The sequence below is a fragment of the Pseudomonas rhodesiae genome (assembly GCF_007858255.1).
GTDB lineage: Bacteria > Pseudomonadota > Gammaproteobacteria > Pseudomonadales > Pseudomonadaceae > Aquipseudomonas > Aquipseudomonas rhodesiae.
Window position 1 is genome coordinate 66,268 of record NZ_VFEU01000015.1, and the last position, 15,574, is coordinate 81,841.

The following is a 15,574-nucleotide window of genomic DNA, read 5'->3' on the forward strand; positions in this document are numbered from 1 at the left end:
AATGCTGAATCGAGATGCAAGCCCATCAGGTGGCCGATGTCAGAGGCACTGAACCACGGTTGGTCGTCGATTAGCACATTCGAGTCTTGCACAAACCTAATGTGGGAGGGGGCAAGCCCCCTCCCACATTTGCTTTGTGTTGCCTGAGGATCGGGGCCAGCGTCTGCTGTTGATTGGGATCGAGTTCACGCCGTAGTGCTGAATCGAGATGCAAGCCCATCAGGTGGCCGATGTCAGAGGCACTGAACCACGGTTGGTCGTCGATTGGCACATTCGAGTCTTGCACAAACCTAATGTGGGAGGGGGCTTGCCCCCGATAGCAGAGTGCCAGTCGATGTAGATGCCGACTGAAGCACTGCTATCGGGAGCAAGCCCCCTCCCATATTGTTGATCGCCAGTGGACTGGGGATCAGGTTGTTTCTTCAGGATCAGAACGCCGGCTTGATCGCGCCTTTGTATTTTTCTTCGATGAATTGCTTCACCTCAGGGGTGTGCAGCGCGGCGATCAGTTTCTTCACGGCGTCCGCGTCCTTGTTGTCTTCGCGGGTGACCAGGATGTTCACATACGGCGAGTCGCTGCCTTCGATCAACAGGGCGTCCTTGGCAGGGTCCAGCTTGGCTTCCAGGGCGTAGTTGGTGTTGATCAGCGCCAGGTCGACCTGGGTCAACACGCGTGGCAGGGTGGCGGCTTCCAGTTCGCGGAACTTCAGGTTTTTCGGGTTGGCGGTAATGTCTTTGATGGTTGACAGGATGTTGGTTGGGTCCTTCAGGGTGATCAGGTCGTTTTTGGCCAGAAGCAGCAGGGCGCGGCCGCCGTTGGTGGCGTCGTTCGGGATCACGACGTTGGCGCCGCTTGGCAGCTCGTCGATTTTTTTGTACTTGCTGGAGTAAGCACCCAGGGGCTCCAGGTGTACCCCGCCCACGCTTACCAAGTGAGTGCCCTTGGTCTTGTTGAACTCATCGAGGTACGGTTGGTGCTGGAAGAAGTTGGCGTCCAGACGCTTCTCGGCCACTTGTACGTTAGGCTGAACGTAATCGGTGAACACCTTGACCTCGAGGTCCACGCCTTCTTTAGCCAGGGCCGGCTTCACGAATTCGAGGATTTCCGCGTGGGGCACCGGCGAGGCCGCGACGGTGAGGGTCTCGGCCGCGTGAGCGGAAAACGCGGCAACGGCGGCGAAAGCAACCAGTAGTTTTTTCATCCAGCAAGCTCCTTGTTCGGGCATCTGCCGGCAGTTGGCCGGCAATGGCCGTTATTTTCGAGAATAGTGTGTCACCAGCTTGTCGCCGATGGTTTGCAGAATCTGCACCAGCACAATCAACATGATGACGGTGACGACCATGACGTCGTCCTGGAAACGCTGGTATCCATAGCGGATCGCCAGGTCACCCAACCCGCCGGCACCGACCACGCCGGCCATGGCGGTATAGCCCACCAGTGCAATGGCGGTCACGGTGATTGCGGCAATGATGCCAGGCTTCGCCTCGGGCAAAAGTGCCTTGACGATGATCTGCCGAGTGGTGGCGCCCATGGCTTGTGTCGCTTCGATGATGCCGCGATCCACTTCGCGCAGAGCCGTTTCCACCAGCCGCGCGAAGAACGTCGAGGCGCCTACCACCAACGGCGGAATCGCGCCGGCCACTCCCAGCGATGTGCCGGTGATAAAGATCGTTGTAGGAATCATCACAATCAGCAGAATGATAAACGGCAGTGAGCGTATAGCGTTGACGATAAACGCCAGAACGCCGTAGGTGGCTTTCTGCTCCAGCAACTGACGTGGGCTGAACAAGAAGAGCAGGATGCCGAGCGGCAGGCCGACCAGCACGGTGAACAGCAGTGAAGTGCTGAGCATCAGCATGGTGTCACCGGTGGCGACCCAAATGTCGGCCCAATCCACCTTATCGAAGTAATGCAGTAACACGTCCATTAACGCAGGACCTCCATATGCACGTCGGCTGCGGTGAAGCGGGCGAAAGCTGCTTCCATATCACCGCCGGTGATGGCCAGAGTCAGTTGCCCGTAGGGAATGTCTTTGATGCGATCGATACGACCGGCAAGGATGCTGTAGTCCACTCCCGTCTCGCGCGCGACGGTACCCAACAATGGCGCGTAAGTCGCTTCGCCCTGGAATGTCAGGCGCACGATACGGCCAGGCACGTGAGCGAAGTCATCGCGCTGTTCGCTTTCGTCGATTTGGTCGGCTTCCTGCACAAAACGCTTGGTGGTCGGGTGCTTAGGGTGCAGGAACACATCCGCCACCGACCCCTGCTCGACGATTACACCGGCGTCCATGACGGCGACTTGGTCGCATACGCGACGGATCACATCCATTTCATGGGTGATCAGCACGATGGTCAGTTTCAACTCGCGATTGATTTCGGCCAGCAATTGCAGGACCGACGCAGTGGTCTGCGGGTCGAGGGCGCTGGTGGCTTCGTCGCACAGCAGGATCTTCGGCTTGGTTGCCAGGGCGCGGGCGATGCCGACGCGTTGCTTTTGGCCGCCGGAGAGTTGCGCGGGGTACTTCTTGGCGTGGTCGGACAGGCCCACGCGAGCGAGCAGTTCTGCCACCCGTTGGTCGATTGCCTTGCGCGACATTTCGCCGGCCAGGGTCAGTGGCAGCGCCACGTTGTCGGCGACGGTCTTGGAAGCCAGCAGGTTGAAGTGCTGGAAGATCATGCCGACCTGCTGACGGAAACGACGCAGGCCGTTGGCGTCCAGGGCGGTGACTTCTTCGCCATCGACCGTGATCTGACCGCCGCTGGGTTCTTCCAGGCGGTTGATCAAGCGCAACAGCGTGCTTTTACCTGCACCCGAATGGCCGATCAGGCCGAACACCTGGCCGTTCTCGACTCGCAGGCTGGTGGGATGCAGCGCGGGGATATCCCTACCGTCGACACGGTAGGTTTTATGGACGTTTTGAAACTCGATCACGTAGCGAACCTTGTGGGGCGCATGAAAAGGGATCAGCGGTTAGCCGGGCGCGCATTTTAGCCTGTCCGTATAGCGTTTCTTAGCATTTATTTCGTATCCAACCAGCGATTTGGCAATAACGCGATCAAAGGTCATAAAAAAGGAACGGCGCAAAACCCTGTCAGTCCCTACTTAAGCAACTCAATTTCCCAGGTGCCGTGCCTGGGGTTTTGCTCAAACGAGCCGGGGAACGCTCTGGCCACTTTGAATAAGGAGTTTTGACTGATGAGCACCAAGAAGCCAGCTACCCCGTCCAAGAGCGAACTCGCGGGGACCGATACCCTGGACCGCGGCAATACCAACGCCAAGCTGCAGGCCCTGGAAGCCTTTCGCTCCGATGCCACCGGCCAGGCTTTGCGTACCAACCAGGGCGTGAAGATTTCTGACAACCAGAACAGCTTGAAGGTCGGCTCCCGCGGCCCGTCGCTGCTCGAAGACTTCATCATGCGTGAAAAAATCACGCACTTTGACCATGAGCGCATCCCGGAGCGCATCGTGCATGCTCGCGGTACCGGCGCCCATGGCTATTTCCAGACCTACGAAGACCATTCGGCACTGACCAAGGCCGGATTCCTACGGACCCCCGAGCATAAAACACCGGTATTTGCGCGGTTCTCCACCGTACAGGGCCCGCGTGGTTCCGGTGACACCGTGCGCGATGTGCGCGGCTTTGCCGTGAAGTTTTTCACCGAGGAAGGCAACTTCGACTTGGTGGGCAACAACATGCCAGTGTTTTTCATTCAGGACGCGATCAAGTTTCCTGACTTCGTGCATGCGGTAAAACCTGAGCCCCATAACGAAATTCCTACCGGCGGCTCGGCGCACGACACTTTCTGGGATTTCGTTTCCCTGGTGCCGGAATCGGCCCACATGGTGGTGTGGGCAATGTCCGACCGCGCCATTCCGAAAAGCCTGCGCGCCATGCAGGGTTTTGGTGTGCATACCTTTCGCCTGATCAACACTGAGGGCAAGTCCAGCTTCGTCAAATTCCACTGGCGTCCGAAGGTCGGCACCTGCTCCCTGGTGTGGGACGAAGCGCAGAAGCTTGCCGGTAAAGACACCGACTACCACCGCCGCGACCTGTGGGAATCCATCGAGAGCGGTGACTACCCCGAGTGGGAGCTGGGCGTACAGATCGTCGCCGAAGAGGACGAGCATAAGTTTGACTTCGACCTGCTCGACCCGACCAAGATCATCCCCGAAGAGTTGGTGCCCATCACGCCGCTGGGCAAGATGGTGCTTAACCGCAACCCAGACAACTTCTTTGCCGAAGTCGAGCAGGTGGCGTTCTGCCCGGGTCATATCGTGCCGGGTATCGATTTCACTAACGACCCGCTGCTGCAAGGCCGTCTGTTTTCCTACACGGACACGCAGATCAGCCGCCTGGGTGGTCCGAACTTCCATGAAATCCCGATCAATCGACCAGTCGCGCCGTTCCATAACGGCCAGCGCGACGCGCAGCACCGCAGCGTGATTGATAAGGGACGTGCCTCTTACGAGCCGAACTCCATCGATGGCGGCTGGCCGAAAGAAACCCCGCCGGGCCCGACCGACGGTGGCTTCGAAACCTATTACGAGCGCGTCGACGCCAACAAGGTACGTGAGCGCAGTGAATCGTTTGGCGATCACTTCTCCCAGGCCACGCTGTTTTTCAACAGCATGAGCCACCACGAGAAAGAGCACATTATTGCCGCTTACAGCTTTGAGCTGGGCAAGGTCGAGCGCGAGCATATTCGTGCGCGCCAGGTGAACGAGATCCTCGCCAATATCGATTTGGAACTGGCCAAGCGTGTGGCGCAGAACCTGGGCTTGCCGGTGCCGACCAAGGGCACCGTGCCGCCACGCGAAACCTCGGTGAAAACTTCGCCGGCGTTGAGTCAGGTGAACTTGCTGTCGGGGGATATCAAGACGCGCAAAGTGGCGATTCTGGCCGCCAACGGCGTGGATGGTGCCGCGATTGATGCGTTGAAAAAGGCTTTGGAGGCCGAAGGGGCTCACGCCAAATTGCTGGGGCCGACTTCGGCACCGGTGAAGACGGCCGATGGCAAAACCCTGGCGGTGGATGCATCGATGGAAGGCATGCCGTCCATTGCGTTCGACGCGGTGTTTATTCCTGGCGGCAAAGACTCGGTGAACGCCCTGAGCGGCGACGGTGTGGCATTGCACTACGTACTGGAAGCCTACAAGCACCTGAAGGCGATTGCCGTAGGGGCGGATGTGAAGCCGCTGCTGGATCAGCTGAAGCTAGAGGCGGATGCGGGGCTGATCGTCGGCTCGGATGGCAAAGCGTTCAAGGCGTTCTTCGCCGCGATTGCACAGCACCGGGTCTGGGAGCGTGAGCCGAAGGCCAAGGCGATTCCGGCTTAAGGCAGGAGTTGCTAGTTAGATAGCTATCGGGGGCAAGCCCCCTCCCACATTTGAATGTATTCACAGTTCAATGTGTGGGAGGGGGCTTGCCCCCGATGCTTTTACTTCACTGCGCCTTGCGCGGAATCAGCACGATCTGCGCCGGGATCTTCTTCAGAATCTGCCGGTGAATCTTCAGGTCATATCCCGAATCAATGCGCTTCACCCGTTTGGTCAGCAGGTTGGCCAGCCACGGGTAATCTTCTGTGCGCGGCACCTGGATGCTCACGTCGCACTGGTAATTCACCACGTCGGTGGCGATGGCGTCGAGCTGATGGCGCATGTCTTCGATGTTGGTGAGGTTCAACGCCACGGTGGTGCTCGGTGCTGCCGGGTCGATGACCTTCGCGGCGGGCTTGGCTTCGGCGGCTTTAAGGGCCTCTTCGGCTTGATCCAGCTCGGCTTTACGGGCGTGGGTGATAGCGCTGTTGACGCCGCCGGTCAGCGCCGGTGCTTTTGGCATCAATGCCCGGGCGCGGCTCAAGGCGGTGGCGGCCGCGTTGACGTCGCCTTTTTGCAGCACGATCTGGCTGCGTTGTAGATAGGCTTCGGCCAGTTGGCGCTGGTAGGTTTCCAGCGCCGGATCATTGGGCGTCTGGGCCTGCAGGGTGGCGAGTTGGTCTTCGGCGGTGGCCAACTCACTGCTGGCCAGGTTTTGCTCCAGCTGCGCGATGGCCGCAGCACGCGGGTCCGTGGCCTCCGGGGCAGCGGGCGGTGTGCTTTGACAGGCACCCAGCAGCAGGGAAAATGCGGCAAGGAGCAGATAACGTGCGGTGAACGGCTTCATTCCTGCGACTCTCTATTTGCGCAAAAAGCGAGCAAGTCTACACCCCTCGACGGGGCAGGACAAAACTCAGCAGAAACAGGGCGGCGGCGGTGACCACGATCGATGGTCCGGCCGGAGTGTCCTTGAACCACGACAACGCCAGGCCCCCACACACCGCAAGCATCCCCAGCAGGCTGGCGCCAATCGCCATTTGCTCCGGCGAGCGGGCGTGACGCTGAGCGGCCGCGGCGGGGATGATCAGCAACGATGTGATCAACAATACGCCGACAATCTTCATCGCGACAGCAATCACCACAGCGATCAATAACATCAAGGCCATGCGCAGTGCGGGTACCGGCAAGCCTTCGACCCTGGCCAGTTCCTCATGCACGGTGATCGCCAGCAGCGGGCGCCACAGCGTCACCAGCAACACCAGCACCATTGCACTGCCGCCGAGGATCCAGGCCAGGTCGGTGGGGCTGATTGCCAGCAGATCGCCGAACAGGTAAGCCATCAGGTCGATGCGCACTTCATGCATAAAGCTCAGCACCACCAGGCCCAGGGACAAGGTGCTCGGTGCCAAGATCCCCAGCAAGGTGTCGGAAGCCAGCGGCTGGCGCTGTTGCAGCGTCACCAATAGCACGGCCAGCAGCAGGCAGCCGGCGGTTACGGCGATGGTTGGGCTCACATCCAACAGGAAGCCCATGGCTACGCCCAGCAGCGCGGCGTGTGACAAGGTGTCGCCGAAATAGGCCATGCGCCGCCAGACCACGAACGAGCCCAGAGGGCCCGCGACCAGTGCCAGAGCCAAGCCTGCCAGCAGGGCGTAGAGCAGAAAATCAGCCATGCTTGCAGCTATCTCCGTGAACGTGGGTATGGGGGACGCTCGGGTCGTCGACCACCGCGCCATGCAGGTCATGGGCGTGGTCATGATGGTGATGGTAAATCGCCAGGCTTTGCGCGTTTTTGCCGAACAACTCGACAAATGCCGGGTCGCCGCTGACTTGTTCCGGGTGGCCCGAGCAGCACACATGGCGGTTGAGGCATACCACTTGGTCGGTGGTGCTCATCACCAGATGCAGATCGTGGGACACCATCAGCACGCCGCAGCCGTGGCGGTCGCGCAGGCGGGTGATCAGGCTATACAGTTCGGCCTGGCCGGCGACGTCGACGCCCTGCACGGGCTCGTCCAGCACCAGCAGCTCCGGTTCGCGCAGCAGCGCGCGGGCCAGCAGCACGCGTTGCATTTCGCCGCCGGAAATACTTTGTACCGGGCTGTCGATCACCTGTTCGGCGCCGACTTCCTTAAGTGCGGCTTGGGCGCGGGCGCGGTCTACGCCGGGCACCAGACGCAGGAAGCGCAATACGGACAGCGGCAGAGTTGGATCCACATGCAGTTTCTGCGGCATATAGCCCACGCGTAGCTTGGGCTTGCGCCACACACTGCCACTGTCGGGCTTGAGCAGGCCGAGCACGGCGCGCACCAGCGTGGTCTTGCCGGCACCGTTAGGGCCGATCAGTGTGACGATCTGCCCCGGCTCCACGCTCAGTGCGATGTTATCCAGCACGTTTTGCCCGGCGAACTTGACGCCGACCTGCTCCAGACGGATTAACGCGTTGCTCATCAAGCCCCCTGGCAACCCGAGCACAAACCGACCACTTCGACCGTTTGCCCTTCGACTCGGAAGCCAACGTCGGCGGCGCTGTGGATAATCGCGTCGCTGATGCTTTTTTGTTCAAGCTCGATGGCCGCATGGCACACGCGGCAGATCAGGAACTGGCCCTGGTGCGCATGCTCTGGGTGGTTGCAACCGACAAACGCGTTGAGGGAGGCGATACGATGGACCAGGCCGTTTTCCAGCAGGAAATCCAGCGCGCGATAAACCGTAGGCGGCGCGGCGCGGCGGCCGTCCTGCTCGCTGAGCACGCCGAGAATGTCGTAGGCACCCAGCGGTTTGTGGCTCTGCCAGACCAATTCCAGCACGCGCCGCCGCAGGGCGGTCAGGCGCAGGCCTTGGCGTGCGCACAGCGCATCGGCCTCCGACAGCGCGCTGTGCACGCAGTGAGAGTGGTCGTGGGGACGGCTGGCAAGCGGTGTTATAGGCATGAGCGGCGACAGATATTTGATAGAGACGTTATTATGTTACCCGTTCCTACGCCATTGAGTGGTCATCGTGTCCCGACTTTTTCCCGTTTTTGTCGTATTTGTCACCAGTTTATTCATTGCCGGCGCCGCTCAGGCCGACGTCAAGGTGCTCACCAGCATCAAGCCGTTGCAGCTGATCGCCGCTGCGGTGCAGGACGGCGTGGCGGTTCCGGAAGTGCTGTTGCCGCCGGGCGCGTCGCCGCATAACTTCGCCTTGCGCCCATCCGACGTACGGCGTGTGCAGTCGGTCGACCTGCTGTATTGGATCGGGCCGGACATGGAAACCTTCCTGCCACGCGTGCTCAAAAATCGTACAGCCACAACTGTGGCCGTGCAGGATTTGCCTGGCATGCAATTGCGCCGTTTCGCCGAAGATAGCCATTCCCACGCCGATGAAGACGAACATGATCACGATCACCGTCCGGGCAGCGTGGATGCCCACTTGTGGCTATCGACAGTGAACGCCCGTGTGATTGCCGCGCGCATGGCCTCCGATCTCGCCAGCGCCGACCCTGCCAATGCCGCACGTTATCAGAGCAACGCCAAGGCTTTCGCCGCACGCCTGGATGCGTTGGACGCGCGCTTGAAGACACGTCTGGCCGGCATCGGCGACAAGCCCTACTTCGTCTTTCACGAAGCCTTCGATTACTTCGAAGCTGCCTACGGCCTCAAGCATGCCGGCGTGTTCAGTGTTGCCGCCGAAGTACAGCCGGGGGCTCAGCATGTCGCGGCAATGCGTACGCGGTTGCAGGAAGTGGGCAAAACCTGTGTGTTCAGCGAACCGCCGCTGCGTCCGCGTTTGGCTGAAACCCTGGTGGCAGGGTTGCCGGTAAAACTGGCGGAATTGGATGCTTTGGGCGGTTACACCCCGGCAACCGCGCAAGGTTATGAGCAGGTGCTGGAAAAGTTGGGTAATGACCTGGCTGGGTGCCTGGAGTCGTTGTAAGTGTCAGCGCAGATCAAATGCGGGAAGGGTTTGCCCCTTCCCGCATTGTTGACCGGATCGGCGCTTAGAGCGCGAATGGCAGGTTGACCGTGACCTGCTGACGCTGCGCCAGGCGATGTTCGAACTCGGCGGGATCGTGAATGAGAACATCCTGCCCGGCAAACGACTCGGCCGCGATCAAGCGCGAGAGCCAGAAGCGTACACACGCTACCCGCAGCATGGTCGGCCACAGTTCGGCTTCCTTGGCGGTAAATGGCCGCAGGCTCGCGTAGGCGCCCAACAGTGCGCGAGCGCGGGGTGCGTCGATCACACCGTCGGCGTCGGAACACCAGTCGTTCAGGGCAATCGCCACGTCGTACAGCATCGGGCCCGAGCAGGCGTTGTAGAAGTCGATCAGGCCGGTCAGATGTGTGCCTTCGAACATCGCGTTGTCGCGGAACAGGTCCGCGTGCACGTTGGCCCGAGGCAAGGCGAGGATCTGATCCTTATGGGCGGCGATTTCATCCAGCGCGCCTTGCAACAGGCGCTGTTGGGCATCGTTAAGATGTGAAATCAGTTGGTTGCCCTCACTGAGCATCCAGTCCAACCCGCGATCGGTCTTACGTTCCAGCACCTTGTCGCCCTGAGTTGCCAGATGCAGGTGACCGAGCAATTCGCCGACCTGGGCGCAGTGCTGGGCATTGGCATCTTTGATGTGCTTGCCGGCCAGGCGCGGCTGCAACAGCGCCGGTTTGCCGGCCAGTTCGCGCAGGGCCACGCCATCGGTTGTACGCAGGGCGTATGGCACGGGCAGGTTGGCGTCGTGGAGTACGTCCAGCAGCTCGATGAAGAACGGCATTTCCTGCACCGGGCCGCGCTCAACCAGGGTCAGGACAAACTCGCCCTGCTCCAGACTGATAAAGAAGTTGGTGTTTTCGCTACCAGCGGCAATCCCCTGAAAGTCAAGCAGGCGGCCGAGCCCATAAGGGGCAAGAAAGGTTTCCAGCTCGGGCCGAGCCAGGGGGGTAAACACAGACATGGTTAAAACTGCCAGTACGGGCGCCGCGGTGGACGGCGCCGATTGAAGTTAAGAAGTCATTTCCATTCAAAGATCTTCCATGACGGGATCAGCATATCCGGCTGGTCGGAGCGGATGAAGTTCGCATCGGTTCCGTCTGCGCGCACCAGGAAATAGGGCGGGCCCTTCTTAGGGATCACCTTGATTGCGTACAGGAAGCCATTCTGACGATATTCCTGAATAGTCTTGTCGCCTTCGGTGCGAATGGTAACTTGCGGGTCGCCCGAAGGCGCATCGTCTGCCGCCATGGCAGCCATCGGAGCGAGTGCGATCAAGCCGGTCAACAGCAGGCGATTGAATGTACGCATGATAACCTTGTCCCTTTGTTTTCATTGGTCCGGCTATTCTAGCGCCTGACCCGCCGAAAAGGTTGATCCTGCTCATGAGCCAAGCCCCCCTCGTCCTGGTGGACGGTTCGTCCTACCTGTACCGCGCCTTCCACGCGCTGCCACCGCTGACCACCTCCAAAGGCCTGCCGACCGGTGCGGTCAAAGGCGTCTTGAACATGCTCAAAAGCCTGCGCAAGCAGTACCCGGACAGCCCGTTCGCGGTGGTGTTCGACGCTAAGGGTGGGACTTTTCGCGATGACATGTACGCCGAATACAAGGCCAACCGCCCCAGCATGCCTGATGACATGCGCCTGCAGATCGAGCCGCTGCACCAGAGCGTGATCGCCCTGGGCTTCCCGTTGCTGTGCGTCGAAGGCGTCGAGGCCGACGACGTGATCGGCACCCTGGCGCGCAGCAGTGCGGCCGCTGACCGTCCGGTAGTGATCTCCACCGGTGATAAAGACATGGCGCAGTTGGTCGACGGGCACATTACCTTGGTCAACACCATGACCGGTAGCGCCTTGGACGTGGAGGGCGTAAAGGAGAAATTTGGCGTCGCTCCCGAGCAGATCATCGACTATCTGGCGTTGATGGGCGATTCGTCCGACAACATCCCCGGCGTACCGGGCATCGGCCCCAAGACTGCGTCCGGCCTGCTGGTGGGCGTCAATGGTGGCCTCAAAGAGCTTTATGAGCAGTTGGATATCGTGCCGACGCTGCCGATCCGTGGGGCCAAGAACCTGCCGGCCAAGTTGGAAGAACACAAGGAAATGGCGTTTCTCTCCTACCAATTGGCGACGATCAAGATCGATGTGCCACTGGACGTGGGCCTGGATGACCTGCATCTGATCGAACCGGACCGTGAAAAACTGCTGGAGCTGTACACCCTGCTGGAGTTCAAGAGCTGGTACGACGAAGTGCAGCGTGATACCAAACGCGTCGAACTGAAGGCGTCGACCGAAGCGGCCCCCGTCGCGGCGGTAGCGGAGGCAGTGGTTGTGGCCCCTGTTGAAGCGGTCTACACCACCATCTTGGATCAGGCCACGTTCGACGTCTGGCTGAAGAAGCTCGACGCTGCAACGTTGATCGCGTTCGACACGGAAACCACCGGGATCGACGCTCATCAGGCGCAATTGGTCGGCGTGTCCTTTGCTGTGCAGCCCCACGAAGCGGCCTACGTCCCCCTAGCCCATTCCTACATCGGCGTACCGCAGCAACTGGATCGCGACAGCGTATTGCTCGCCCTGAAACCGCTGCTGGAAGATCCGAACAAGCTCAAAGTCGGCCAGCACGCCAAGTTCGACATGAACATCCTGGCCAACTGCGCCATCGGCGGCGACCCCGCGCACGGCATCACGGTGCGCGGCATTGCATTCGACACCATGCTCGAATCCTACGTGCTCAATTCCACCGCGACCCGGCATGACATGGACAGCCTGGCGAAGAAATACCTGGACTACGACACAGTCAGCTTCCAAGACATCGCCGGCAAAGGCGCCAAGCAACTCACCTTCGACCAGATTCCACTGGAGCAGGCCGGGCCTTATGCGGCTGAAGATGCCGATGTGACGCTGCGTCTGCATCAGGCGTTGCATGCGCGACTGGCCGCCATCCCGAGCTTGGCCAGTGTGCTGACCGACATCGAAATGCCGTTGGTGCCGGTGTTGGCACGCATCGAGCGTCAGGGTGCCTTGGTGGATGCGCAGCTGCTGGGCGTCCAGAGCATCGAACTGGGCAACAAGATGGTGGAGCTGGAGCGCCAAGCATTCGAGATCGCCGGTGAGGCGTTCAACCTGGGCTCGCCCAAACAACTGGGGGCGATTCTTTACGAAAAGCTCGGGCTTCCGGTACTGAAGAAAACCGGCAAAGGCCAGGCCTCCACCGCTGAAGAAGTGCTGGCCAAGCTGGCCGAAGATGACTACCCGTTGCCCAAAGTGCTGATGCAGTACCGCAGCATGAGCAAGCTCAAAAGCACGTACACCGACCGCCTGCCGGAGCAGATCAACCCGCGCACCGGGCGTATCCACACGTCTTATCACCAGGCAGTGGCGGCGACCGGTCGACTGTCGTCCAGTGATCCGAACCTGCAGAACATTCCGGTGCGTACCGCCGAGGGGCGGCGGATTCGCCAGGCGTTTGTTGCGCCAAAGGGCTACAAGCTGCTGGCGGCGGACTATTCGCAGATCGAGCTGCGCATCATGGCGCACTTGTCCAAAGACGAAGGGCTGATGAATGCCTTCCGTCATAACCTTGATGTGCACACGGCCACGGCGGCCGAAGTGTTCAAGGTCGAGCTGGGGGCGGTCACGTCCGACCAGCGTCGCAGCGCCAAGGCGATCAACTTTGGTCTGATCTATGGCATGGGCGCGCAAAAGTTGGGTAAGGACATTGGGGTCGATACCAAGACGGCCAAGGCTTATATCGATGTCTACTTCGCACGCTACCCGGGAGTGCGCGAGTATATGGAGCGCACTCGGGCCCAGGCGGCCGATCAAGGTTATGTCGAAACCTTCTTCGGGCGCCGGCTGTACCTGCCGGATATCAACTCCAATAAACCCCAAGAGCGCGCCGCGGCGGAACGCACCGCGATCAACGCGCCGATGCAAGGCACGGCGGCGGACATCATCAAGAAAGCCATGGTGCGGGTGGATAACTGGCTTACCGACTCGGGCCTGGACGCCAAGGTGATCCTGCAAGTGCACGACGAACTCGTGCTGGAAGTGCGTGAAGACCTGGTTGCGCAAGTGGGCGAGAAGATCCGCGAGCATATGAGCGCCGCAGCCCAGCTGGATGTGCCATTGCTGGTGGAAGTGGGCGTGGGTGATAACTGGGACGAGGCACACTGATAACGGGCGCTTTGCCATCGCTAAGGGTGGTGGCATTGCGCTTTATGTCGGAAAGACCTGACAGTTATTTCCAATAGTTTTCGGGCCGTTCGGAACTTAACCTGTGAACTGCCACTCAGAGTTACTGAATGGGTGGTGAAGCCCTTCAATGCTCCTATGTTGTGTTAAGTGTTGGCAGATATCTGGACCCCGCCCTAGCGGTCCGGAACTTGAACCCCGAACTTCCCCTCCCCATAAGAAGTCCGGGGTTTTTTTTGCCCGCAGAAAAGTTACTCGGCGATTTCCGCGCCCTTGTCCGCCAACTCCATCCAGCCCGCGAGAACGGTGTAAGCCTCTTCCAAGCCCATGCGCTTAGGCGCGGAGAACAATTGGATGGTGATCGTATCGCCCCAACCCTTGCGGATTTCCGACTGCACTTTGAGCAAGGTATTTTTGGCCGCGCCGTAGGTCAGCTTGTCGGCTTTGGTCAACAGGATGTGCATCGGCATGCCGCTGGCGACCGCCCAATCGAGCATCAACAGGTCGAAGTCGGTCATTGGATGACGGATATCCATCATCAGGATCAAACCCTTCAAACTCTCCCGACCACCCAGATAAGCCTCCAAGTGACGCTGCCAGTGCAGCTTCAACGGGATCGGTACTTTCGCATAACCGTAGCCTGGCAGGTCGACCAGACGCCGATCATCGTCTAGCTTGAAGAAATTGAGCAGTTGCGTGCGGCCCGGAGTTTTCGAGGTGCGCGCCAGGCTGGCGTGGGTGAGCGTGTTCAGGGCGCTGGATTTACCGGCGTTGGAGCGGCCGGCGAAGGCGACTTCAAAGCCTTCGTCATCGGGGCATTGGTCAACTTTGGCGGCGCTGAGCATAAACGTGGACTGTTGGCACAGGCCGAGGATGGGATTCTTGAGTTGCATGAGATTTCCGATGTGGGCGGTGCCGAAAAAGGGTGCGGCAAGCGGTGTCGTTTCCGTTTCAGTGGCGCCAGTATATAATGCCGCAGATTTTGTGTGTGCTTTGTCCCAGCGAAGGATGAAGTTCACGGGAGCGATAGACCTTCATTGCGCATTAGAACGCAAAACGCTCTCAAACCCTGAAAAGGTCGATGTATGACCAGATGGTTGCTCGCTGTCGGTGTCCTGATTCCGCTTTACGGCGCTCAGGCTACACAGGAACCAGAAGCGCTGTACAACCGAGTTTGCGTGGCTTGCCATGCTGGCCAGTTGCCGAACGCCCCGAAGCGGGGTGACCAGGCAGCCTGGGCGCCGAGATTGGCGCAAGGTATGGATACGCTGGTACAGCACGTGACCCAGGGTTTCAAGGCAATGCCGCCGCGTGGTTTGTGCATGGACTGCAGTACTGAGGATTACCAGGCCGTCATTGAATGGATGGTGAGTAAACCCGGTAGATAACTCTTAAACCCTTAGCCGTAGTTGGATTAGCTGATGAACAAACTGATCGTGAGTCTGCTGTTGACCCTGGGCATCACCGGTGTTGCCCATGCTGCAGGCGACGCTACTGCGGGCCAGGCGAAAGCCGCCGTGTGTGGTGCTTGCCACGGACCGGATGGCAACAGCCCGGCGCCGAATTTTCCCAAACTGGCCGGCCAGGGTGAGCGTTACCTGACCAAGCAGATGCAGGACATCAAGTCAGGCAAGCGCACGGTGCTGGAAATGACCGGCTTGCTGACCAACCTCAACGATCAGGATCTGGCGGACATCGCGGCGTATTTCGCCAGCCAGAAAGGCAGTGTGGGAGCTGCCGATCCGAAACTGGTAGCGCGTGGCGAGAAGCTGTTCCGTGGCGGTGACCTGAATAAAGGCCTGCCGGCTTGCACCGGTTGCCACTCGCCCACTGGCGCGGGTAATGCCGCCGCCGGTTTCCCACATCTGGGCGGCCAGCACGCTCAATACATCGCTAAGCAACTGACCGATTTCCGCAAGGAAGAAGCCGGTCGTGCCAACGATGGCGATGCGATGACCATGCGCACCATCGCCCGCAAGCTGAGCGACGAAGACATCGCGGCAGTGTCCAGCTATATCCAGGGCCTGCACTGATCGGCGCGGCGACGTTAACGCTCGATTAATCCCGCGATGCAAGCATAAAAAGG

15 protein-coding genes are annotated in these 15,574 nt (G+C 59.9%); 5 read left to right on the plus strand and 10 right to left on the minus strand.

Annotated features, from left to right (window positions below; genetic code table 11):
* Positions 1-428: 428 nt before the first annotated feature.
* From FIV35_RS20120 to FIV35_RS20130, 3 genes are read right to left on the minus strand one after another with little or no spacing between them, the layout of a single operon-like run.
* Positions 429-1,202 (minus strand): MetQ/NlpA family ABC transporter substrate-binding protein, encoded by a 774-nt coding sequence (locus FIV35_RS20120; protein ID WP_034136348.1) that lies wholly within the window; start codon positions 1,200-1,202, stop codon positions 429-431.
* Between the two features lie 51 nt (positions 1,203-1,253).
* Positions 1,254-1,928, minus strand: a complete 675-nt coding sequence (locus FIV35_RS20125; protein WP_034101701.1) for a methionine ABC transporter permease — start codon at positions 1,926-1,928, stop codon at positions 1,254-1,256.
* Positions 1,928-2,935: a methionine ABC transporter ATP-binding protein gene (locus FIV35_RS20130; protein WP_034136349.1), complete on the minus strand. Its 1,008-nt coding sequence runs from the start codon at positions 2,933-2,935 to the stop codon at positions 1,928-1,930. Before FIV35_RS20130 ends, FIV35_RS20125 begins: the two co-directional genes overlap by 1 nt.
* 264 nt (positions 2,936-3,199) lie before the next feature.
* On the opposite strand from FIV35_RS20130, the gene katE reads away from it, so the two are divergent.
* A complete protein-coding gene (katE, locus tag FIV35_RS20135) occupies positions 3,200-5,341 on the plus strand; it encodes a catalase HPII (protein ID WP_034136350.1) in 2,142 nt (713 codons plus the stop codon).
* Between the two features lie 106 nt (positions 5,342-5,447).
* On the opposite strand, the gene FIV35_RS20140 is transcribed toward katE, so the two are convergent.
* Genes FIV35_RS20140 through zur form a run of 4 tightly spaced genes read right to left on the minus strand, consistent with a single transcriptional unit; the run spans position 5,448 to position 8,253 of the window.
* Complete coding sequence (locus FIV35_RS20140; protein ID WP_034136351.1) at positions 5,448-6,167, minus strand: PA5502 family lipoprotein; 720 nt, start codon at positions 6,165-6,167, stop codon at positions 5,448-5,450.
* 37 nt (positions 6,168-6,204) lie between these two features.
* Entirely contained in the window at positions 6,205-6,993 is a 789-nt protein-coding gene (znuB, locus tag FIV35_RS20145; protein ID WP_034101706.1) for a zinc ABC transporter permease subunit ZnuB, read from the minus strand.
* Positions 6,986-7,771 carry a zinc ABC transporter ATP-binding protein ZnuC gene (gene znuC, locus FIV35_RS20150; protein ID WP_034101708.1) on the minus strand — a complete coding sequence of 262 codons (786 nt, stop codon included), beginning with the start codon at positions 7,769-7,771 and terminating at the stop codon, positions 6,986-6,988. The genes znuB and znuC overlap by 8 nt, the downstream gene beginning before the upstream one ends.
* Positions 7,771-8,253: a zinc uptake transcriptional repressor Zur gene (gene zur, locus FIV35_RS20155; protein ID WP_034136352.1), complete on the minus strand. Its 483-nt coding sequence runs from the start codon at positions 8,251-8,253 to the stop codon at positions 7,771-7,773. Before zur ends, znuC begins: the two co-directional genes overlap by 1 nt.
* 58 nt (positions 8,254-8,311) lie before the next feature.
* Here zur and FIV35_RS20160 point away from each other — a divergent pair, with 58 nt between their 5' ends.
* A complete protein-coding gene (locus FIV35_RS20160; protein WP_034136353.1) occupies positions 8,312-9,238 on the plus strand; it encodes a zinc ABC transporter substrate-binding protein in 927 nt (308 codons plus the stop codon).
* A gap of 64 nt (positions 9,239-9,302) precedes the next feature.
* Here the strand turns inward: FIV35_RS20160 and FIV35_RS20165 are convergent, their stop codons facing one another.
* Positions 9,303-10,256 (minus strand): homoserine kinase, encoded by a 954-nt coding sequence (locus tag FIV35_RS20165; protein ID WP_034136354.1) that lies wholly within the window; start codon positions 10,254-10,256, stop codon positions 9,303-9,305.
* A 56-nt stretch (positions 10,257-10,312) separates the two neighbouring features.
* Positions 10,313-10,603 (minus strand): DUF2782 domain-containing protein, encoded by a 291-nt coding sequence (locus FIV35_RS20170; RefSeq protein ID WP_034101712.1) that lies wholly within the window; start codon positions 10,601-10,603, stop codon positions 10,313-10,315.
* A 74-nt stretch (positions 10,604-10,677) separates the two neighbouring features.
* Between FIV35_RS20170 and polA the strand changes: the two genes are divergently transcribed.
* Positions 10,678-13,470 (plus strand): DNA polymerase I, encoded by a 2,793-nt coding sequence (polA, locus tag FIV35_RS20175; protein ID WP_034136355.1) that lies wholly within the window; start codon positions 10,678-10,680, stop codon positions 13,468-13,470.
* Between the two features lie 269 nt (positions 13,471-13,739).
* Here the strand turns inward: polA and yihA are convergent, their stop codons facing one another.
* On the minus strand, positions 13,740-14,381 hold the full coding sequence (gene yihA, locus FIV35_RS20180; protein ID WP_003187369.1) for a ribosome biogenesis GTP-binding protein YihA/YsxC: 642 nt from the start codon (positions 14,379-14,381) through the stop codon (positions 13,740-13,742).
* A 192-nt stretch (positions 14,382-14,573) separates the two neighbouring features.
* On the opposite strand from yihA, the gene FIV35_RS20185 reads away from it, so the two are divergent.
* Both FIV35_RS20185 and FIV35_RS20190 read left to right on the plus strand, forming a co-directional pair.
* A complete protein-coding gene (locus tag FIV35_RS20185) occupies positions 14,574-14,876 on the plus strand; it encodes a c-type cytochrome (RefSeq protein WP_034136356.1) in 303 nt (100 codons plus the stop codon).
* Between the two features lie 33 nt (positions 14,877-14,909).
* The gene (locus FIV35_RS20190) at positions 14,910-15,521 is read left to right on the plus strand and encodes a c-type cytochrome (RefSeq protein ID WP_034136357.1); all 612 of its coding nucleotides are present in this window, start codon (positions 14,910-14,912) and stop codon (positions 15,519-15,521) included.
* Positions 15,522-15,574: the final 53 nt, after the last annotated feature.